Origin of the sequence: Pseudoalteromonas sp. Isolate3, from assembly GCF_022398505.1 — a bacterium.
Lineage (GTDB): Bacteria > Pseudomonadota > Gammaproteobacteria > Enterobacterales > Alteromonadaceae > Pseudoalteromonas > Pseudoalteromonas apostichopi.
The window spans coordinates 55,056-76,438 of the sequence record NZ_JAKEVN010000005.1 but is presented as its reverse complement, the minus strand read 5'-3'; the positions used below and the strand labels follow the sequence as shown (position 1 = coordinate 76,438).

Sequence of the window (21,383 nt, the reverse complement as noted above, 5' to 3'; positions counted from 1 at the left end):
CTGACCAGTTTTAGTAAGTTAAGCTAATTGGACTGTGTGCTCTGTTCTTTGAGTAATTTTTTGTGTTCTTCTAGTTGTGCTACTTGCTTTTCGAGGATAGCTATTTGGCTTTTATAGTAGGTGTTAATACGTTTGCTTTGTTTACTTATAGCGTCATCAATAGACTTTGCACCTAACCTGTTCGCAGCATCTTGGGTCATATTATTAAGTCTGTTAATACGCTCATTTTGCTGTTTTTGCAGCTCTTTGATTTCTAACTGAAGGCGTTCTATTTCGCGATCCGCTTTTTGAATTTTTAAGTAACCCTCGACACTTAAGTCGGTTGGTTTTTGTTGTTTCTGTTCTTGCTCTGTGGCTGGAGTGAGATTACTTACTGGTGATGGTGTAATTTTTACGATTTCAGCATCCTTACCACAAGGCTTCTCTGTAAAGGTGGCAACCCCGTCAATCATGCACTTATAAATAGTGGCTTGGCTGTAGGTGCTGGCAAATAGAGCAAGAGTAAACAGAGCAAAACGAAACATAGCATCACTTTGTGTAGCAAATAGATACTTAGCATGCATGAAATATAATGAGGTGTGCAAGTTTTTTGGGCATAAAAAAACCGCTTAAAAGCGGTTTTTAACAATAAAATGGTGGAGAAGGAGGGATTCGAACCCTCGATAGAGCTACAAACCCTATACTCCCTTAGCAGGGGAGCGCCTTCGGCCACTCGGCCACCTCTCCAACGCATAATTCTGATTGTAATTTGCTGAAATAAATCAGCAAATAAAAATAAGTGGTGGAGAGATAGGGATTTGAACCCTAGAGGGGCTACAAACCCCTGCCGGTTTTCAAGACCGGTGCATTCGACCACTCTGCCATCTCTCCACGTCGTGATGCGAGAATAATACTTAGCTGAATCGGCTGTGTAAATAGGAAAAAGTTTGTTTGCTTGTTTTTTGAGCGTAAAGAGGGCGTTTTTTTGTAAAAAGGTTTAATTTTTTGCTGTTTTTCACTGAAAAGAAGGGGATGGGGCAGTAAACGGAGGAGCTAAAGAAGGATCTTCGTTAGTGGTTGGGTGTTTACTGCACCTAAAAAGTAACCATGGTTGGGGATTACTTATGTTGTACTGCGCCGCCAAGTGCTAACTTTTTGCCGTAGCGATTAAGTTTTGCCAACATTTTAGCTTTGCGGTTTGTTGGTTTTACGGCAACATGAGTTGCAGCGTTTTGGTTTAATGTATTAATTGGGTTCATTACTTTGCTCCGGGTTGTGTTTGGTTGAAAACGTGGGTATTTTGCAATCAAACTGGACAAAAATAAAACGATAAAAATTGAGTCTGCCAGATAACTTTTTCTAATCCGAAAGTGTTTTATTAACATAGGGTTAAGCTTTTGCATTTACTCTTGTTTGCATGGTTATGCAGTTGTGTTTGTAGTGAAGTGCAGGTAAATAAAGGTTTTTAACTTTTTGTATTTTTATTTATGCGTTTTTAAAGTGAGAAAGTGACTAATTATTCAGATTAATATAATTTGAGTGAGCTTGGGTTTTCGCCACGTAAGAAAAGAAGTAACCGTTGATGTTGATAATAATAAAGCCAAGTGACAAAAAAAATCATAAAAACAGTGTTGATTGGCTACTAAACGAATGTAAAAAAAGAGAGATAGAACCAGAGCTATATTTAACTACAGGCAACTTTGAGAATGATTGCGCTGAAATTGCTCTTTTAGCTAGGAGCCAGACTCAAGTTGTGGTGATTGGTGGTGATGGGACTTTGCATTTAGCTGTTAATGCATTAATGACGAGTAGCTGTTCTATTGCGCTAATTCCGGCTGGCACGGGAAATGATTTTGCTCGTGGCTTTGCTTGTCAGCAACAGGCTTGGTATGAGGCTATTTTCAATAGCCGTACTAAGTTAATTGATATTGGCCAAATCAATCAGCGCTATTTTGTTAATGTTGCGGGTATTGGTTTTGACGCTGAAGTGGTCGTCGAATTAAACAAAGCTGGTCATTTTAGCTCGTTTGGTTATACATGGCAGGGCATTAAACAGCTATTTTCATTTCAGGCTCAGCCTCTTCAGGGAAAGTTTAATGGTAAAGCTCTCTCTTACAGTAATTTAGCGACGATTTTTGCCAATCATCACTACTTTGGAGGTGGTTTGAAAATTGCCCCTCAGGCAAAGTTAAACGATGGTCAACTGGACTGTTACTGCATGCCAGCTGGCGGCTTGTTGAAAAACCTGATCAGCTTTTTATATTTACTGCTAGTGAAGCACCACCGCTTGCAAGCACTGGAATATACCCGTTTAACAAGTGCTGAAGTAACCACGAAAGGGTTGGTTATTGAAGCCGATGGTGAGTTTGTGGGTTTTACACCTGCTAAAGTTAAGGTACACAAACAAGCGTTACGTTTTCATGTACCATAAAAAAGCGCCGGCAATATTTGCCAGCGCTTGGTGTTAGAGGCGACATAGTCACTTCTAACTGGGGACGGTGCTTTTTTGTTGCAGGTTACGTGCAGCAAAAAATGCTTTAATTTGTCGAGTTGGAGTCAGCACGATAGCATTACCAAATAACACTAGGCTAAATCCCATAAAGGTGTTCGCTTGCCATTCGAATCCTTCAAATAAGGTACTTAATACCACCGCAACCAGCGGGAATAATACAATGACATAGCTTGCGCGCTCAGGGCCGATATTTTTTAGTAGTGCAAAGTAACAAGCAAATGCGATTACGGTACCAAACACTGCTAAGTACAAGAGCGATATCCAATAACTGGCCGGGGCATTCAATGTAAGCTCAACATCGCTCACTAAAACGTAAGCTGCTAGGCTTAAAGCGCTGTATAACATACCCCAGGCATTGCCCTGAAGTACGCCAATATTGCGCTGAGAATTTCGGACGCTGACCATATTACCCAATGAAGCCACAAAGGTCCCAGATAGCGCAAGTAGTAACCCGACCAACGCACCATTACTCAAGTCGAATTGCTGAATTTGTGGCCAAAACAAAATGGCAATACCTAATACGCCCAATAAAGCGCCAAAGTAAATTCGTTTAGCAATCGGCTTTGCGAAGAATAGTCTGGTATTAATAATGTTCATTAATAGCAACATAGAGAACGCAATTGAGGCCATTGCAGAGCTGAGGTAGTTCTGCGCCCAATACAGTACTAAATAATTTAAACCAAAGTTAAATAAAGCCAATAATGCAAAAAATCCGTGATCACGCAGTGAATATTGCATAGGTAGTTTTTTCGCTAGCACAAAGGTCCACATTAAAATGGCTGCAATGGCAAAACGATAAAATAAAGAGACCTCAACTGCGACATCACCTAGTTGAAACTCAATAGCTAGCCAAGTCGATCCCCAGATCAGCACTGTAGCAAGGTAGAGAGCGGCGCTTTTCATAGTTAGTACCTAAAAATTGAAAGTATGTTCATTTTAATCTGCTTCTGTATACTTAACATATACAGAAAACTAAAAATGCAACCTATACAGTTTGGTGGGCTATGTCACAAGTTATCAGTCGCAGTAACAGTGAGTTCTTATATCAACAAGTTATTCAGCTAGTTAGAGATCTTTGCTTGCAGGGCTCGCTATTACCGGGTGAGAAATTACCTTCGCTCAGAAAAATGGCAGATAAGCTAAACATTAGCATTCCTACGGTAAAACAAGCTTATCAATTACTTGAAGGGCAAGGATTGATTGAAGCGAGAGAAAAGTCTGGGTACTTTTTAAAGTCTTCTCAGTTAAATCAGTCTCGGCCAAAGCGAGTCAGGCTTAGTCGAGAGCCAACCACAGTAAACAAGCAAGGATTGATTGAGCAAGTTTATGGTGCCATCCATAAAGCCAATGTGGTGCCATTTGGCATTGCTAACCCAGTAGCCGCTGCTCCAACTGATAAAGCGCTTGCAAGAACAATGCGCCGAGTAATGACACTGGCTGGCGCATCGGCAATTAATTACGGCCCGATGGATGGTTTTGCACCACTTAAAAAACAACTCATTCATCGCTATTTGGACTTTGGCATTGGGGTTGATAGCGATGAGTTAGTGATCACCAATGGTGCCCAAGAGGCGTTGGCTATTGCCCTGAAGTGCGTTGCTAAACCCGGGGATGTTATTGCTATCGAGTCGCCTTGTTATTTTGGCATTATTGAATTAATTGAGAGCTTAGGCTTGAAGGCACTGGAAATACCGCTGTGCCCCGATGAAGGAATATGGCTAGATGACTTGGTTCAAGCACTCGATGAGCATGATATAAAAGCGTGTGTGTTTTCAACCTCATTAAATAACCCAGTTGGCAGTTTTATGCCTGATGCCAAGCGTGAGCAATTAGTGGCACTTTTAGAGCAGCGCGAGGTGGTGCTCATTGAAGATGATGTTTATGGCGACCTACATTTTACAGCTAAGCGTGCCACTCCTGCACAAGCTTATTCAAAAAAGGGGTTAGTGATCACCTGTGCGTCGTTTTCAAAAACAGCCGCACCTAGTTACCGCATAGGTTGGATCATTGCAGGTAAGTTTGCTGAACAAGCAAGGCGACACAAACGCGCGCTTAGTTGCTCTGCGCCGCTTATAAATCAGTGGACCTTGTATGAGTTTATAGCCAGTGGTGAGTACGACCGTAACATTCGTTTGCTTAGACAGCGCTTAAGTACCAACAAAGAGCGTATGATTTGGTGCCTGCAGCAATATATGCCAAGTTGTGCGCGTATTAGTAACCCGCAAGGGGGCTGTGTTATCTGGGTTGATCTTGGTAGCCAATATGATGCGGTAAAACTATTTCATTTGGCACTTGAGGCAGGGATTAGTATTACCCCTGGGTTGATATTCTCAGCGGGTAAAAAGTACCGTAGTTGTTTTCGCTTAAGCTATGGTTTGCCTTGGTCTGAAAGTTTGGAACAGGCGATTAAAACGTTATCGCAACTGACCGTGCTGGCCAAAAAATAAAAAAGCGCAGAGCAAGCTCTGCGCGAAAGGACCAAGTGTTTTGGTTCAGGGATGTTAATTTCTTAACTGGTCAATTACTCTGCGTTCTGTTTAAAAGTAAATAATTGATATTCTTTTAGCTGTGGTACTAGAACCACTAATTCTTGTTCTTTATGAGCGATATCAGCAAAACTGCCACATAATGCATCTGCTCGCTCTTCTAGCTGAGCTGCTTGGGTTTCTACGCGAGCTTCGATTTGTGCGCCCATGTTTTCCATACGTTGCTCAAACTCATCCATGTCGCCACCCGAACCTAAAAGCTCAGAGCCAAGAGCCACTAAAATACTGCCCATCGATTGCATCATGGCTGACTCTACTGCTGATTCGATTTGCTCATCGAATTGATCTTCAAAGTTTTGGCCAAATTTTTCAAAGTTTTGTTGACCCATTGTGAACGCACCTTGTTGGTAGAAAGCGTTTTGCACTTCTACGCTGATATCGTCCATTAATTCTGAAATGTCACTTAGGCCATCAATGTTGAAAGCATTTGATACTTCTTCGATTGCTACGCCGGCTATTTTTACACCATCAAGTGCGATATTAGCTACTTCAGGAAGTTGGCTGCGCAAGCTGTCTGAGTAATCTGCAATTGCTTGCTGTTGTGAAGCATTAAGGGATACGCTTTGGCCATCGATATATAAAGTATGTTGGTCGATGATTTTCATGCTGCGATTATCGGCTGTGTATACTTCTAACTCACTTGGAGTGATACGCACATCATTTATAAATTCGACATCACATTGCTCACCGCTGAATGAAATATTTGTATCATTATCGTTATGAGCCATTGCGCTGGTAGCGATAAATAAAGAACTTAGTAACAATAACTTTTTCATTTTTTTCTTTCCTGTTTGAAATGACATAAAAATATAATCAAATAGGATGCCAAATATTATAAATTCATTTATTTCATTGGCTTATGGTTTTTTAGGGTTTTTGTTGGAAGTGCACGGAATAATTTTTTAACCATTTTTTAGTCAAATTAACTAAAAAATACACATGCATAAATGACTTTTATCGAAACGATAAAAAACTCTCACTTTTCAGAAATCAAATTTAGCGCTATTTATTCACAATATTGACATATGACCTATTTAGCATGGGTGTATGGCTTTATTTTGGTGGTTTTTTAGATACTAAATAACTACTGAGCTTTTTAATCTTTGCCAATTCATCGAGCAAATTTTAATCTCAAGAATTGGTCTCAAACACTTTATGGAGTGGGTTGTGGGTAAGACATTTAGTTATGACGCGCTAGATGACGATTTTGTTGAAGACGAGTACGAAATGGTCGGGCGTAATCAACACGACAAGAAAAAGCAACGCGTTAAGAAGAAGTTGGAAGACTATCTTGAACAAAAACGCTTGCGTAGAAACTTAGGCGATGACGACTTTGATGAGTACTTGAACGACTAAGCATAAATTTAAATAAAGAGGCTATTTGCCTCTTTATTGCTTTAAGGCCTTATTACTTGCTCAAAGCGGCAAGAATGTCTGATTCGAACTGCTCAGGTTTTGTAAGTGGCGCGTATCGTTTAATTGCTTTGCCGTCTTTACCAATTAAAAATTTGGTGAAGTTCCATTTTATTTTGCGGGTAATAAAACCAGGCAGCTCTGATTTTAGATATCTAAACACAGGGTGAGCATGCTCGCCATTTACGTCAACCTTACTCATCATCAAAAAGCTCACACCATAGTTAATTAAGCAGCCTTCTTTTATTTCTTTAGCATCACCAGGTTCTTGTTTACCAAATTGATTACATGGAAAGCCAATTATTACCAAGCCTTGTTCATGGTACTTATCATGAAGTACTTGTAAGCCTTCGTATTGCGGGGTGAAACCGCATTTACTCGCTGTATTTACAACAAGTACGACCTTATTTTCAAAATCAGAAAAATCGACAGTTTGGCCTTGTAGGCTGGTGGCAGAGAGTTGGTGAAATTCGCTCATAATGATAACTTTTTATTATTGTTACACTGATTCTAACTTGCTTGTCATATTTCTAAAAGAGCAAATATTAATCAGCAAATGCATTGGTTAAATGTTCTATTAGTAAACGTACACGAAACGGTAATAGATCTTTTCTTGGGTAGACTAACCAAGATGCGTTATCGCCAACCTGAAACTCTTCAAGAATGCTTACTAATTGCCCACTATTTAAAAAAGGTTCCACGATATCTAACGCTAAATGGGCAATGCCAACTCCTGCTACTGCGGCATTTAAAATAGCCTGCGGGTGGTTGCTACGCCAATTACCATCGATACGAACTTCTTTAATTTGATCGTCAATATTAAATCGCCAGCGCTTTCGCATGGTAATTAAGCAGTTATGCTCAGCAAGGTCATAAGGCGTTTTAAGAGAAGGGTGACTGGCTATGTATTCAGGGCTAGCAACGAGGGTCATGACGCGCTTACATAAAGGGCGTGCAATTAAGTTTGAGTCTTGCATCCTGCCAAAGCGAATGGCTAAATCAAAGCCTTCTTCAACTAAGTTGACATTGCGACTATTAAAGTCGAGATCGACCTCTACCTCAGGGTAGCGTTTTACAAATTCTGCGACTTTGGGGGCGATTTGGTTAGCTACAAACTCGCCCGCACCCGTTATTCTTATTAGTCCTTTTGGTTGGCGCTGCTCACCTTGTAATTGATTGTTTGCATCAATTAACTCTTGGCGTATAGCTTTTAACTTAACAGCGTATTCACGCCCTGCATCAGTGAGACTAATTTTACGAGTGGTGCGCTGAAATAGCACAGAACCTAAACGATTTTCAAGTTGTTGTACTTGCCGACTGATATGTGAAGTTGATACTTCCATAGCTTTAGCTGCGTGTGTAAAACTGCCGTGCTCAACAACATATAAAAATTCCTCTAAGCCTTGCCACATTATCTTTACCCTAAGTTTTTCAGTAAATTTAAAGCAGTTTAAGTGGTTTATTATTGCATGTCTGCAAAAGTGATTATTTATTTGCTCCCTTTATCCCTGTATAAAAATAACTACAATAGTTGTGTCACTGATTAATACTCACAAATATAAGGGAGTAAGCATGTTAAATTTTAGCTTTGAGAATCCAACCAAAATTCATTTTGGTGAGCAGCAAATTAAAGAAATTCAAAACGAGATCCCAAAGAATGCCAAGGTACTTGTTACTTATGGTGGCGGCAGCATTAAGAAAAATGGCGTTTATGATCAAGTTAAAGCCGCATTGATTGAACATACTTGGTTTGAATTTGCGGGAATTGAGCCAAATCCAAGCTACCAAACATGCATGAAAGCTGTAGAGCTAGTTAAAGAGCAGCAAATTGACTATATCCTTGCTGTCGGCGGTGGCTCTGTCGTGGACGGAAGTAAATTTATTGCTGCTGCGGCTGAGTTTGCTGGCGAACCATGGGATATTTTAGCAAAAGGTGCTGAAGTGAAATCAGCAGTGGCACTGGGCGTTGTTCTAACACTGCCTGCAACAGGTTCTGAATCAAACACTTTCAGTGTGGTATCAAACTTAGATACTCAAGATAAGTTGCCGTTTGCAAGTGAGTTTGTGCGGCCTCGCTTTGCTGTCTTAGATCCCGCGGTGACATTCTCATTGCCTGAGCGTCAGGTAACTAATGGGATTGTTGATGCGTTTGTGCACACAATGGAGCAATACCTTACTTATGATGTCGGTGCCAAATTACAAGACCGCTTTGCTGAGGGGATTTTAATGACCCTTATTGAAGAAGGTCCGAAGGCATTCTCTGAGCCAGATAACTATCAAGTACGCGCGAATATTATGTGGTCAGCGACTATGGCACTTAATGGTTTGATTGGTGCTGGTGTGCCACAAGACTGGGCGACTCATATGATTGGTCATGAAATGACCGCGGTGTACGGTTTGGACCATGCACAAACATTAGCGATTGTATTACCTCGTATGATGGCTGAACAAAAAGACACCAAGCGTGGCAAGTTATTACAATATGCTGAGCGAGTATTAGGCCTTGATATCAGCGATGAAGATGCGGCTATTGATAGCGCAATTGCTGCGACAGAAGCATTTTTCCATAGTGTTAAAATGCCAACTCGTTTAAGCGACTATAAGCTCGATGAAAGTGTCGCAGATAAACTTGTCGCTCAGCTGGAACGCCACGGTATGACGGCTCTAGGTGAGCGTGAGCAAGTTACACTTGAGAAAAGCCACGCAATTTTACTTGCCAGTGTTTAACTTAAGATTATAAATAATCCCATACCTGCTAGTGTTGTGTAGTAAATGTTATGTGTTCTATAAGCCACTATAACAGATACTACTGCAGCACTTAGGTAGGGATTTTGCCAATCTAAATTTATCCCTTCGTCATTAATAAACACAATGGGTACCCAAATCGCGGTAAGTACTGCTGGGGCGCTAAAACTTAAGAATTGCTGCATTTTCGGGCCAACTTTAAATGGTAATGCGCGGTGCAAAAATAAGTAACGTGTGAAGAAGGTGATACACGCCATCAATAAAATAGTGGTCATCATTGTGTATGCTCCTCTTTTGCTTGCCAGCGACTAATTAGGTAACCGACAGTCATGGCAATAAGGGCTGCTGTGACAAGCCAAAGTTGAAAGCCCTGACTTTTTAATAGCGTTGCAACAACACCTGCTGTGATCACAGTAGCTAGTGTCGCTAGGTTTTTTACACCAGGAATAACTAAAGCAATAAAAGTGGCAGCGATAGCAAAATCAAGCCCCAGGTGCGTTAAATCAGGTAGTAAGCTACCTGCGACGATACCAAGCAGAGTCCATATATTCCAAGCAATATAAAAGCTAAACCCGGCACTTAGCGCGTAAATCAAGCGCACTTTCGTTTTATACGCTCTGTGATGATGCGAAAAAGCAAACAATTCATCAGTAAGTACAAAGCTAACTGGAAGTCGCCAACGAAAGGGCTGGTCTATGACTTTGTGACGAATAGCTAAACCATACAAAAAGTGCCGCGAGCTAATAATGAGTGTAGTAAACAAAATTGTTAATAGCGGGGTATTTCCAGCCATTAACTCAATTGCGACGAGCTGAGCAGAACCAGCAAATACCAATAGCGACATAGCTTGTGTTTCAAAAGCACTAAAACCATTTTGAACGGCTAAAGAACCACATAAAATCCCCCAAGGTAACACCGCAAGACATAAAGGAAGCATGTCGAAAAACCCTTTTAGTAAGGCTCTTAATGTTGAATTATGCATCTTATCGCTCATGTTTGTTGTTATGGCTCAGATCAAAACAGCTGAAATAGAGGTGTGTCAAAATAACTGAAGTTTGTAATAATGTATAGCCGAACCCGTTATTGAAATTTCTGTCTGCAAGTCATTAGCGTCTTTTAAAGGGAAAGTTACAATGTCTAAAGTTAAAGTTTGGGATGGCTTTATAAGAAGCTTCCATTGGTTATTAGTTGCGGCCATCGCAACACTCTATTTTAGTGCTGAAGAAGGTATGTTGGAGCTGCATTTTGCTGCAGGCTACTTTACCTTGGCGCTTATTATCACACGTATTATTTGGGGTTTTATTGGTAGTCAAACGGCGAAGCTCTCTGCGCTCATTCATTCTCCTGTTGCTGCTATTAAGTCGTTTACAAGCAATGAGCACAAAGCGGGTCATGGTGCTGCGGGTAGTTATATGGTGATAGCCTTTTTTGCTTTACTCATTGTGCAGTTAACTTCGGGTCTAATGACCAGTGACGATATTTTAACGGATGGCCCTCTAGTAGAGCATGTTTCTTCAGATACTGTAGAGTTTGCGGGTTGGTTACATCATTTAAATTTTGATATTTTGTTGTACGCAATTGTGCTGCACGTTTTGGCGATTGTTATTTACCGTATTAAGGGTAAAAACTTAGTGAAACCTATGTTGACCGGAAATAGCGAGCAAGTCTCAATCACTGAGCCAGTTACTAAATCACCAGTGATTGCTTTTATTATCTTTGCAGTGTGTTTAGTGGTGTTATTTACGACTTGGGGTGCTGAGCCGCTCAGCTATTTACTTGGGTAAGTTGCTATAAGGCATTAAAAAGGCGCTTCTTAGCGCCTTTTTAGTTTAAATTATTACTAGACTAGTCTTTGAAAGACTTATGGCAATCTTTACAGCCTTTAGCCCATGCGCTGAATGCTTTACCAATAACTTTTTTATCGCCACTTTGTGCTGCGACAGCTAATTCATCGGCGTATTGCTGGAAAGCAACCGCTTTTTTCATAAAGGTTTCGTTGTCGCTCCAAACAGCTGCAAGCGCAGAAGTATCACCTTTATCAGAACCCGCTACAAAAGCTTCCCAAGGCATTTTTGATAGCGCTGCTGCATTGTTTGCACGCTTTTGAAAACGTTCTGCATCAAAAGGTACTTTTCCTTTTAACATATCGCCCATATCGCCAATTTGCACACGGATCATTGAAAATGCAGCCTGACGGTACTCAATTGCATCGCTTGGTTCTTCAAAAACTGAGTTTGCAGATGCACTTAGCGCCATTGTCGATAGCATAGCACCTAATACTAATTGTTTTAATTTCATTCCTTTTGCCCCTTAAGGTGTCATAAAGATAAACTAACTGAGTTTGTATCTTAGCTTAGTGTATTATTCAAGTGTATTGCGGTTAATCTTAACTTAAGTTTAATTTAGGGCGTGTTTACCTTTGTGGATTAAAATTAATCATAAAAGGTCAATACGGCCTAATCATTTATATCAATATCGGCGAAGATCATACCTCGGCGCATGCTTCTCGTTGCTAAGAAAACCTCGCCTAGTAATGATAAAAAGCCACAGATTAACAGTGCCATAGCAGCGACAAAGCAGCTTGCAATTGTCACACTCAAGTTAATTGATTGGATATGTGATAAAAATAGACACATAACCACAGCGCACACTAATAAGGCACTGAGCACGCTTAAACTAAACGCGATATGGATGCAGCGTGAGCGTTTCAACAATGCCCTTAGTTCTGTTGTAAGTGACTTATTGAAGTCTTCATCGGTACTGACTTTAAGCTTACGTTCTAACTGTCTCGCTCGATCTGTAATACGCGCTAAGCGGTTAGAAAGTACCCCTAACGTTGCTGCAATACCTGTAATTAAAAAGACCGGTGCAACCGCTGTTTGAATCACTTTTGCCATGGTAAGAATGTTGATTACTTCTGAATTCATTTGACAGTACTCTACTTTATCAAAACTCAATATATCATATTCATTTACAAATATTTACAACTCGAGATTTCACAATAAAGCACTTAATAAACAATTGGTTGGGGTTTTAAACGTGCTTTATGTCGAATGAAATGTAATAGTTTTGTAACTGTAATGTTGTTCTTGTTTGTGTTTCCGTTTTATATTGGTGCTGAAACTTTGTTTCAATCACTATTTAGACGATAACATAACATATCCCAGGGAAACCCATGTCTAATAATCTAATAAAAAGAACTGCAGTTGCTTTGGCTGTAACGAGTGCTATGTGCGCTAGTGCGCAAGCCAATGATTTTTCTAAGTATAACCTTGCTGGTAAAAAATTAATTAAAGCGAGTGCGGTAACAAAAAAAGAACAAAAAGTACGCAGTGAAGCGACTAGTTGGCTAGTTAAGTTAAATGCTCCAGCATCAATTAATGCTAAAACAATGGGTGTTGATGTAGCCTCTGTTCAAGCACAAGCAAAAGTAGCGCAAGCAAGCGTAGAACAAGCTATTAATAGCATGGACTTACCACTTGAGGTTGTTGCAAAAACATCAACACTAGTAAGCTCAATCGTAGTTAATGGTAACAAGCAAGATGTTGCTAAGTTATTATCAAACTCTCAAGTAGAGGGTATTTACCCAGTATACGATTATGAATTGCATGTTGCTGACAGCGCTGACTATATTGAAGCGACTCCATTAGTATCTAATGGATTAGCGACAGGTGAAGGTGTTCGTGTTGCTGTTCTTGATACGGGTATCGATTACACCCATAAAGCCTTTGGTGGTGCGGGTACTGATGAAGCTTATGCTGCTGCAATTGCTGATCCTGCTTCTGTAGATTGGCCACAAGGTAAAGTATTAGGCGGTTATGACTACATCAATTATGACAACGATCCAATTGATGTGACAACTAACCACGGTACACACGTTTCTCACTCTGTTAACGGTATTGCGCCAAACGTAGATCTATTCGTTTACTCTGTATGTAACAGTGGTTGTCCTGGTCTTGCACAACTTCTCGCGCTTGAAAGCGCAATGGACCCTGATGGTAATGGTGACATTAGCGACCGTGTTGATGTAATTAACATGTCTTTAGGTGGTGACTACGGTGATATTGCCAATGATGCTGTTGGTCTATTCATCAACCAAGCTGTTAAGCTTGGCACAAACGTTGTAATTTCAGCGGGTAATGACGGTGCATATCCTTTCATCGTTGGTGGCCCAAGTACCACTGAGAACGCACTTTCAGTAGGTGCGATGACTCACCCTACAGGTGCTGAGTCAATTGGTAGCGGTACAATTAATGGCGAAGAAGCAATTGTTCAGCCTGCAAGCTTTGGTCCGCAAACTGCATTTAGCTACACTAATGAAAACTTGGATCTTGTTTACCCAGATGCAAACCAGACAGCGTGTGAAGCGTTTGCTGATGACGTAGATTTCACAGGTAAAGGCGTTATCATCGACCGTGGTGCATGTGCATTTACAGTTAAGGTATTAGCTGCACAAGCTAAAGGCGCTGAGTTTGTTATTATTGCAAACAACACTGATGATGGCACGCCAGCACCTATGGGTGGTTCAGATCCTGCTGTTACTATACCTTCAATAGGTGTAACGTTTGCAGCGGGTACTGCTTTAAAAGCGGGTGGTACATTCAACCTAACAGTTGAGCGTTTAGTTCTATCTGGTGCAATTGCAGACTTCACATCGCGTGGCCCTTCAATGGGTGGTCTATTAAAACCTGAAATTACAGCACCAGGCGTAAACATCATGACTGCTCATCCTGGTCTAGGTGATGGCCTTACTGGCGCAACAGGTACTTCATTCTCTGGTCCTATCACAGCAGGTGCGGTGAGCTTATTAAAAGAAGCGCTACCAGAGCGTAATGCGCTTGAAATCAAAGCGACGTTAATGAACACTGCTAACCTAAATGTGACTATGGAGCCGTTAGCAATTAACCCGGATGCAGAACTTGCGCCAATTAGTTACATCGGTGCGGGTCTTGTTGATGTAAACAAAGCTGCAAATTTACCTGTAGCTGCGTGGGCAGCTGATACTAAGCAAGCGGCACTTTCGTTTGGTTTAGTAAGTGCATCAGAAACTGTTGAGCTAACGAAAACTGTTCAAGTTAAGAACTTCTCTAATGAAGACAAAGTTTACACACTTTCTCTTGAACAACGTTATGCAGATGACGTTGAGCGTGGTTCATTCTCACTTGATTACCCAGATTCAATCACTGTTCCTGCGGGTCAAACTATGTCATTTGATGTGACTGCAACAATTGATCCGGCAACGTTACCAGAATGGACATTAACGGATGATAATATCGGCTCACAAGATGCAACGGCTGATTTAACCAAACTAGAGCTTGATGGTGCGCTAATCTTCTCTGATGGTAGCGATGAAGCATTCCACCTTGTTTACCATGTATTACCAAAAGCAAATGCTGCGATGAGCTTCATGCCTGTAATGACAGACAATGGTGTTGCTCATCAGATAACAAATACAGGTGCGGTAGCACTTGAACCAGTGTTTGCTCCTACTGTAATGACTGATGATGTAGATGAAGACCAACGTTTTGATTTAGTGGGTGCATCTATTGAAACATTTGCAGTACCAACAGATATCTGTGATAGCGGCTATGTTACATTAACCACGATGGTTATGAATGAAGGTATTACACACTCTTACGTGGGTGGTTTCATGGCTGACTTCGATATTGACCAAGATGGTACATACGATGTTACAGTGCAAAATGGTAAACTAGAGTGGTTCTATGATGTAGAGCCGGGTACTGCGATTACCTTTACTCACGGCTATGGCAGCTCTTCGGGTAACCTCAACAATGTTTATCAAATTATTGGTAACAACCACCTTACAATGCAAAGCTGTCTAGGCGCATTTGGCCTAACTGCTGATGATATTGGTAAAGCGACTGCAAATGTACGTTTCCGTACAGAAGAAGAAACGTGGACGCCAATTGCATCAGGTGAAGGTGATGTTGCAATGGGTACATATACATTTACTGATGCATCAAGTGATGTATATGCAGCACTTGTTGATGAAGCTGGTGAAGTCGTTAGCTCATTAGAACCTGGTGCTTCTGCAACATTATTGAATGCTGGTGCAGACTTCATGATCTTATCTGACTCAGGTTCAAAAGCGTTCGCAGCAACACCAAGCGAAGATGCTAACGTTGCTCCAGTTCTTGCTGACGCGTCATTCTCTGTAGACGAAAACACAGCGGTAGATACTGTGATTGGTTCACTAGAAGCAACTTATGGTGCTGAGCTTGCTAACCCAATCGCTGAATATATTGTAGTTAATTCTACTTCTACAGCTGTTTCAGTGACTGCATCAGGTGATGTTGTTGTTATGAATAGCGACATGCTTGACTACGATGCTGGCATGATGAGTATTGAACTTGAAGTTGTTGCAGTAGATTCTGCAGGCAATATCTCTGAGCCAGCGATGGTGACTGTTGAGGTAATGAACGTTGCTGACGAGCCAGAAGAAGTTAACCCTGTGATCGATGCTGAGCTTGGTGAATTCACGGTTCAAGAAAACGCTGCGGAAGGTACTGTAATTGGCACTGTGACTGCGACTGACCCAGATGCAGACCTGACTCCTATCGCAACATATGAAGTGACAGGTAGTGATAGCATCAGCATCAGTGATGCGGGTGAGTTAATGGTTGCTGGCGCTATCGATTATGAGCAAACAACCTCTATCGAAGTATCAGTAACTGCGGTTGACTCTGCAGGCAACATGTCAGAAGCGGTTACTATTACTATTGCAGTGACACAAGACCCGGCAGAAGATGTTGTAGCTGAAGAACCAGCGAAGAAAAAATCTTCTTCAGGTTCACTAGCATGGTTAACATTACTTGCTGCACCGTTCGCATTTATGCGTCGTCGTAAGCAAAAGTAATTACTTGATAAGTAAACAATAAAAGGGAGCTTCGGCTCCCTTTTTACATTGCTTCACAAAGGCTACTTATATGTTGCCGTTTTTTTACTTATATTGGAGACAGAATAATAAAACTAATACAGGAATCCCATGAAAGTTGGCCATTCACTTTGCCTTGCGGCACTCTCTTTAGCTGTTCTATCAGCGTGTAATAAAGTCCCAGATAATAAAGAGCAAGCCGTTATAACAGAGCAAGTTCAGGTTGTAGCTCCGCTTGCTAAAAAAATACCTCATGAAATGACCATTCATGGTGACACACGTATCGATAACTACTACTGGATGCGTGATGATGAGCGCAAAGATGCCGCTGTTATTACCCATTTAAATGCAGAAAATGCGTATGTTGAAAGCAAGCTGGCACATACTCAAACGCTACAAAACACCTTGTTCGAAGAGCTTAAAGGACGTATTGAAAAGGATGACGATACCGTACCGACAAAAAAAGGCGAATATTACTACTTCTCACAAACGCGCGGTGATGACGAATACCCAGTGTATGTGCGCAGCAAAGATAGCCAAGGAGAGGATAAGCAGGTTATCTTAAATGTGAATGAGCTGGCTAAAAATCATGACTATTTTGCCGTAACAGGTTTAGCTGTCAGCCCAAATGGCAATTTGCTGGCTTATGGTGAAGACACTGTGAGTCGCCGTATTTACACAATTAAAGTAAAAGATTTAACCACAGGTAAAATGCTCACAGAAAGCCTTGAAGGCACGGAAGGTGATGTAGTCTGGGCAAATGACAACAAAACCTTTTACTACATCAAAAAAGACCTACAAACGCTGTTAGGCTACCAAGTATATCGCCATACGCTAGGCACCCCGCAAGCCGACGACGAACTCGTTTACGAAGAGAAAAACACCAGTTACTACACCAGTATTTATAAGAGTAAAGACCAACAAGAAATCTATATTAGTCATGGCAGCACCAGTGCTTCGGGTGTATCGGTTATTGATGCTAATGATGTCAAAGCAATGCCAAAACGTTTTATTGAACGCGAAACAGGGCTTGAATATGACATCAAAAAGTTAGGTGATTGGTATTACATCGTTACTAATTTAAATGCTGTTAACTTCCAACTGATGAAAGTGCATCGCGATAAAGCTCATGATAAAGCACAATGGCAAACGATAATTGCTGGTCGTGATAACGTGAAACTTGAAGGCATTGAGTTATTTAACAATCATTTAGTTTACGAAGAGCGAGAAATGGGGCAAACCCGAATCACTATTCGCGACCTTCGTAACCAACAAGAGCAAGTCGTTGCGTTTAATGACCCAACTTATATGGTCTTTAGTTATGGTAATCGTGAGTTAGGTAACCCTAACTTACGTGTTTACTATTCAAGTATGACGACGCCAGGCAGCAGCTACGATATCAACCTAGAAAGTGGCGAAAAAACACTGCTTAAACAGCGTAAAGTGTTAGGTGATTTTAACCCTGACAACTATGCCTCTGAGCGAGTTTATGTGACTACCCGAGATGGTGTCGATGTTCCTGTTAGCCTTGTTTATCGTAAAGACAAGTTCAAAAAAGACGGCTCTAATCCGCTTATGCAATATGGTTATGGTTCGTATGGTGCGACCATGGATCCGAGCTTTTCAAGTTCACGCTTAAGTTTGCTTGATCGTGGTTTTGTGTTTGCGATTGCGCATATTCGTGGCTCGCAAATGCTGGGTCGCCCTTGGTACGAAGACGGCAAGTTGCTGAAGAAACAAAACACCTTTAATGATTTTATAGATGTGACTAAGTCTCTAGCTGCTCAAAAGTATGCTGATAAAGATAATATTTTTGCCATGGGTGGCAGTGCGGGTGGCTTGCTAATGGGGGCTGTTGTTAATCAAGCGCCTGAGCTATATAAAGGGGTGATTGCCGCAGTACCCTTTGTTGATGTAGTTACGACTATGCTTGATGCCAGCTTACCACTCACAACGAATGAGTATGACGAGTGGGGTAACCCGAACGATAAAGTCTATTATGATTACATGCTGTCATATTCGCCGTACGACCAAGTTAAGAAGCAGGCTTACCCAAATATGTTAGTTACTACCGGTTTGCACGACTCACAAGTGCAGTATTTTGAGCCGGCAAAATGGGTTGCTAAGCTACGTGAATATAAAACCGATGATAACCTGTTGCTGTTCAAAACTGACATGGAAGCAGGGCATGGCGGTGCTTCTGGGCGCTTTAAAAGCTTGCAAGATACCGCTTTATATTACGCCTTTATGCTCGATTTGGCGGGTATCGAAAAATAATAACAACACAGGCATCCGTGATTAAGCGGGTGCCTGCATAGCTAAATTAAAACGAAATTCACTGCCTTTTCCTAAGGTACTTTTTACGTTTATTTCACTATCCATTAGGGTGAGCAGTTGCTTGCAAATAGCGAGCCCTAAGCCTGTTGAGCCTCGTTTTATACTATTACGCGCCTGATAGTGAGGTTCGAAAATCGCATTGAGTTCATCCTCATGAATACCAACCCCGGTATCAGACACTGCCACGTATAACTGATCACTTTGTTGGCTAACCTTAACGGCAATTTCACCGCCATTTGGTGTGTGCCGAATGGCATTTTCGATTAAGTTTGTAAGCACCCGCTCTAATTTTGCGATGTCTGCCGTCACGGTAAAATCGCAAATTTCGGGAATAACCTTGAGTGAAATTCCTGCTGATTGCGCTGTTAGAGCAAGCTTTGCTACACAATCATAAATCAACTCGCCCAAATTAAAGGTCTCGGATTGTATTTTTACTTGGCCGCATTCTAAATTAGCCAATTCAAAAATTTGCTCAATCAGCTGTTTTAGTTGCTGGCAATTATCCATTGCAAGGTTGAGATAATGACGTTGCTCAGGCTCGTTTAAGTGGCTATTCGGTTTATTGATCACCTCCAGAAAGCCGTGCAGTGAAGATAGCGGCGTACGTAAATCGTGTGATAAGTGAGTGAGTAACTCTCGGCGTTGTTTATCGGCTTGCTGTAATGACTGAAACTGCTCATCAATACGCGCCAGCATGGCGTTGACGCCTTTACTTAAATTGCCTATTTCATCATGAGCTGTGTAGCTAGAATCCAATGACATTTTGGTTAGGCTGTAGTTAGCCGCTTCTATTTTATTAAGCTCTTTATTGAGTTTTTTTAGTGGTAAGGTGAAAAACCGAAATAACAGCAACATCGCAATAAAGAGCGCAACTAAGGCGGCTACAAACCACATTGCGGCAAGCCAAAGGTTATCATTGGCTTTAATGTTTTTAAGGGTTGTATCGTAAGCTTGCCCGCCAATTATCACGTACAAATAGCCTTGCAGTTGTTGCTGATTATAAACTGGTGCGGTCGAAAAAATTTTTACGCCACCGTTGCTACGTGGATCATCACCATAAATCGGTGTGGCCGTGGGGTTGTCGAGCAGCTGCTGTATCGGGCTTAAGTTTATTTGTTGCCTAACGACTTGCCCCGGCTTGGCTGAATAAGTCAGTAAATGACCTTCAGGGTCTACAAAATAAAACTCAAAAGCTGGGCCAAGTATCATCAGTGTGTGGAATAGGTTTTCTAGCGCATCATAGTCATACACACCTTGTTTGATCAGTGGATTGTCGTGCACTAAATGCTCGGCTAGTTGGAGGTGCAAGTTTTGCTGGGCATGGTGTACAGAGCTTTGCTCTAATTGCTTGCTCCAATTTAAAACCAGCGCACACAACAGGCTAAAAATAAGCACCAATGACCAAGCAAGTTTTTGATAAAGCGTCATTGATTTCATTAGCTTGCACTCAACTGACCTGGATTTAGTTTATAACCTACACCCCAGACTGTTTCTATAAAGGTTGCTGGGTGATGCTGCTCAAATTTACTACGTAAACGGTTTATATGAGAATTGACTGTATGCTCGTAGCCGCTGTGTTGATAACCCCATACTTGGTCAAGTAACTGTTGGCGACTAAAAACATGATTTGGGTGCTTGGCAAAGTAAACGAGTAAATCAAATTCGGTAGCGGTTAAGTTAATTGCCTTATCAGCTAAAAATGCTTGGTGGCTGGTAAATTCAATGTGAAGCTCTCCAAGTTGAATTGCCGCTTGAGCGCTGTCTTCATGATGTGATTGGGCTGCTATCAGTTGCGACCTATGCCGTAATTGAGTTTTTATTCGTGCTTGTAACTCTCTAGCGAAAAAAGGTTTGCAAATGTAATCATCAGCGCCCATTTCCAGACCAATCACTCTGTCCATGTCACTACTGAGTGCGGTTAGTAAAATAACGGCAATGCTTGGGTAGTGCTCTTTAATTTTGCGACATAAGCTCAAGCCATCCATTTGTGGTAGGTTGATATCGAGCAGTACTAAGCCATAGCTCGAACTGGCAAGCTTCTTTATTGCAGCCTCTGCGCTCGATGCTTCATCAATATGTAAATTTAGGCAGTGTAATTGCGTGCTGATAAGTTGGCGTATTGCTCTATCATCTTCGACGATTAATAATTTTTCTTGGCGCATTGCTTACTCCAAATCACAGAGGCACATCCTTATGACCTCGGTGTAAGGAGTGCGATTATTATTGCGTCCGCGTTATCTTGATCCGAGCAACCGGGTTATCAAACTTATGCTGGCTAGTGAGCACTGAGTTTGCAAGGCCATCATCTTGACTAACCACACCTGGGTGCATTGCAACACGGTTAGTATCGTCGCGCATTTCGTTGTAACCTTCGCCTGAGTCAGCAGGACCAGGGATCGTGCCTTGTGCTTCAGAGTTAGCTTCTGTGCCTGCATCATAGGCAAAACTAGTGCGAGACAGTGACTCATTAACCGCTAACGAAGACACGTCTATAGCATTAAGACCGGTAAACGCGTCATTTGTATTCACCAACATGGTTGCTAAGCTGATTTTTAATGAATCAAGCTCACCTGTCGTCAGGGTCAATGTGACTTGCTCCCCAGGTGGTAATGGGCTTTCGTCGGAAGCTGCTTGCATTGTCATTTCTGCAGCGAGTAGCTCGCTGTTATCGCCGCCTTCAGCCATAATTTCAAGAGCTTCAGATGCTGGCTCGCCAATTTGCCAAAGCATGCCTTCTGTGTGAGCAATCACAGCAATGGGAGAAAATGGCTGGGCAGCAGTGAGGTTGACTACCTCCACCATAAATTGATGATTTGTCGCCATCTCACCCATTTCCATTGTCATTTCTTCAAGCGCTTCATCCATGTTGTCTGATGATTTATCTGAATCCCCACAGGCTGCAAGGCCGGCGCTCAATGCGAGGATAATTAAGCTTTTTGAAAAGCGCATAATAACC

20 protein-coding genes and 2 tRNA genes are annotated in these 21,383 nt (G+C 41.6%); 7 read left to right on the top strand and 15 right to left on the bottom strand.

Going from position 1 to position 21,383, the window contains the following annotated elements; genetic code table 11:
- Positions 1–23: 23 nt before the first annotated feature.
- From L1D46_RS02460 to L1D46_RS02445, 4 genes are all read right to left on the bottom strand, one after another.
- A complete protein-coding gene (locus tag L1D46_RS02460) occupies positions 24–524 on the bottom strand; it encodes a DUF4124 domain-containing protein (RefSeq protein WP_239976719.1) in 501 nt (166 codons plus the stop codon).
- Between the two features lie 109 nt (positions 525–633).
- Positions 634–726 (bottom strand) — tRNA-Ser (locus tag L1D46_RS02455).
- Positions 727–779: 53 nt separating this feature from the next.
- Positions 780–870, bottom strand: a tRNA-Ser gene (locus tag L1D46_RS02450).
- Positions 871–1,097: 227 nt separating this feature from the next.
- Positions 1,098–1,238, bottom strand: a complete 141-nt coding sequence (locus L1D46_RS02445; RefSeq protein WP_166341396.1) for a hypothetical protein — start codon at positions 1,236–1,238, stop codon at positions 1,098–1,100.
- Between the two features lie 323 nt (positions 1,239–1,561).
- On the opposite strand from L1D46_RS02445, the gene L1D46_RS02440 reads away from it, so the two are divergent.
- The gene (locus L1D46_RS02440) at positions 1,562–2,410 is read left to right on the top strand and encodes a YegS/Rv2252/BmrU family lipid kinase (RefSeq protein ID WP_239976717.1); all 849 of its coding nucleotides are present in this window, start codon (positions 1,562–1,564) and stop codon (positions 2,408–2,410) included.
- A gap of 54 nt (positions 2,411–2,464) precedes the next feature.
- Here the strand turns inward: L1D46_RS02440 and L1D46_RS02435 are convergent, their stop codons facing one another.
- The gene (locus L1D46_RS02435) at positions 2,465–3,394 is read right to left on the bottom strand and encodes an EamA family transporter (protein ID WP_239976715.1); all 930 of its coding nucleotides are present in this window, start codon (positions 3,392–3,394) and stop codon (positions 2,465–2,467) included.
- Positions 3,395–3,495: 101 nt separating this feature from the next.
- Between L1D46_RS02435 and L1D46_RS02430 the strand changes: the two genes are divergently transcribed.
- Positions 3,496–4,938 (top strand): PLP-dependent aminotransferase family protein, encoded by a 1,443-nt coding sequence (locus tag L1D46_RS02430; RefSeq protein ID WP_130050079.1) that lies wholly within the window; start codon positions 3,496–3,498, stop codon positions 4,936–4,938.
- 74 nt (positions 4,939–5,012) lie between these two features.
- On the opposite strand, the gene L1D46_RS02425 is transcribed toward L1D46_RS02430, so the two are convergent.
- Positions 5,013–5,813, bottom strand: coding sequence for a YggN family protein (locus L1D46_RS02425; RefSeq protein WP_167658793.1), 801 nt, complete (start codon positions 5,811–5,813; stop codon positions 5,013–5,015).
- 391 nt (positions 5,814–6,204) lie between these two features.
- Here L1D46_RS02425 and L1D46_RS02420 point away from each other — a divergent pair, with 391 nt between their 5' ends.
- Positions 6,205–6,393: a hypothetical protein gene (locus L1D46_RS02420; protein ID WP_082389337.1), complete on the top strand. Its 189-nt coding sequence runs from the start codon at positions 6,205–6,207 to the stop codon at positions 6,391–6,393.
- Positions 6,394–6,445: 52 nt separating this feature from the next.
- On the opposite strand, the gene L1D46_RS02415 is transcribed toward L1D46_RS02420, so the two are convergent.
- Positions 6,446–6,928 (bottom strand): glutathione peroxidase, encoded by a 483-nt coding sequence (locus tag L1D46_RS02415; protein WP_167658794.1) that lies wholly within the window; start codon positions 6,926–6,928, stop codon positions 6,446–6,448.
- A gap of 67 nt (positions 6,929–6,995) precedes the next feature.
- A complete protein-coding gene (locus tag L1D46_RS02410; RefSeq protein ID WP_167658795.1) occupies positions 6,996–7,862 on the bottom strand; it encodes a LysR family transcriptional regulator in 867 nt (288 codons plus the stop codon).
- 160 nt (positions 7,863–8,022) lie between these two features.
- Here L1D46_RS02410 and L1D46_RS02405 point away from each other — a divergent pair, with 160 nt between their 5' ends.
- Complete coding sequence (locus L1D46_RS02405) at positions 8,023–9,177, top strand: iron-containing alcohol dehydrogenase (RefSeq protein WP_130050075.1); 1,155 nt, start codon at positions 8,023–8,025, stop codon at positions 9,175–9,177.
- Here L1D46_RS02405 and L1D46_RS02400 read toward each other — a convergent pair.
- Together L1D46_RS02400 and L1D46_RS02395 are read right to left on the bottom strand one after the other, a co-directional pair.
- Complete coding sequence (locus tag L1D46_RS02400; RefSeq protein WP_130050074.1) at positions 9,174–9,473, bottom strand: AzlD domain-containing protein; 300 nt, start codon at positions 9,471–9,473, stop codon at positions 9,174–9,176. The genes L1D46_RS02405 and L1D46_RS02400 overlap by 4 nt on opposite strands.
- Positions 9,470–10,177, bottom strand: a complete 708-nt coding sequence (locus L1D46_RS02395; protein ID WP_239976713.1) for an AzlC family ABC transporter permease — start codon at positions 10,175–10,177, stop codon at positions 9,470–9,472. The genes L1D46_RS02400 and L1D46_RS02395 overlap by 4 nt, the downstream gene beginning before the upstream one ends.
- A gap of 151 nt (positions 10,178–10,328) precedes the next feature.
- Here L1D46_RS02395 and L1D46_RS02390 point away from each other — a divergent pair, with 151 nt between their 5' ends.
- Positions 10,329–10,979: a cytochrome b/b6 domain-containing protein gene (locus L1D46_RS02390; protein ID WP_130050072.1), complete on the top strand. Its 651-nt coding sequence runs from the start codon at positions 10,329–10,331 to the stop codon at positions 10,977–10,979.
- Between the two features lie 61 nt (positions 10,980–11,040).
- On the opposite strand, the gene L1D46_RS02385 is transcribed toward L1D46_RS02390, so the two are convergent.
- Together L1D46_RS02385 and L1D46_RS02380 are read right to left on the bottom strand one after the other, a co-directional pair.
- Positions 11,041–11,493: a cytochrome c gene (locus L1D46_RS02385; protein ID WP_239976711.1), complete on the bottom strand. Its 453-nt coding sequence runs from the start codon at positions 11,491–11,493 to the stop codon at positions 11,041–11,043.
- Between the two features lie 158 nt (positions 11,494–11,651).
- Positions 11,652–12,122 carry a DUF2721 domain-containing protein gene (locus L1D46_RS02380; RefSeq protein ID WP_063700612.1) on the bottom strand — a complete coding sequence of 157 codons (471 nt, stop codon included), beginning with the start codon at positions 12,120–12,122 and terminating at the stop codon, positions 11,652–11,654.
- A gap of 248 nt (positions 12,123–12,370) precedes the next feature.
- Between L1D46_RS02380 and L1D46_RS02375 the strand changes: the two genes are divergently transcribed.
- Both L1D46_RS02375 and L1D46_RS02370 read left to right on the top strand, forming a co-directional pair.
- Positions 12,371–16,072: a S8 family serine peptidase gene (locus L1D46_RS02375; RefSeq protein WP_239976710.1), complete on the top strand. Its 3,702-nt coding sequence runs from the start codon at positions 12,371–12,373 to the stop codon at positions 16,070–16,072.
- 129 nt (positions 16,073–16,201) lie between these two features.
- Positions 16,202–18,367, top strand: coding sequence for a S9 family peptidase (locus tag L1D46_RS02370; protein WP_239976709.1), 2,166 nt, complete (start codon positions 16,202–16,204; stop codon positions 18,365–18,367).
- Between the two features lie 21 nt (positions 18,368–18,388).
- Here L1D46_RS02370 and L1D46_RS02365 read toward each other — a convergent pair whose 3' ends face one another.
- The 3 genes from L1D46_RS02365 to L1D46_RS02355 are packed head-to-tail and all read right to left on the bottom strand — an operon-like array spanning position 18,389 to position 21,376.
- Complete coding sequence (locus tag L1D46_RS02365; protein ID WP_239976708.1) at positions 18,389–19,864, bottom strand: HAMP domain-containing sensor histidine kinase; 1,476 nt, start codon at positions 19,862–19,864, stop codon at positions 18,389–18,391.
- Positions 19,864–20,589 (bottom strand): response regulator transcription factor, encoded by a 726-nt coding sequence (locus L1D46_RS02360; RefSeq protein WP_130050067.1) that lies wholly within the window; start codon positions 20,587–20,589, stop codon positions 19,864–19,866. The genes L1D46_RS02365 and L1D46_RS02360 overlap by 1 nt, the downstream gene beginning before the upstream one ends.
- 58 nt (positions 20,590–20,647) lie before the next feature.
- A complete protein-coding gene (locus L1D46_RS02355) occupies positions 20,648–21,376 on the bottom strand; it encodes a spondin domain-containing protein (RefSeq protein ID WP_130050066.1) in 729 nt (242 codons plus the stop codon).
- Positions 21,377–21,383 lie beyond the last annotated feature (7 nt).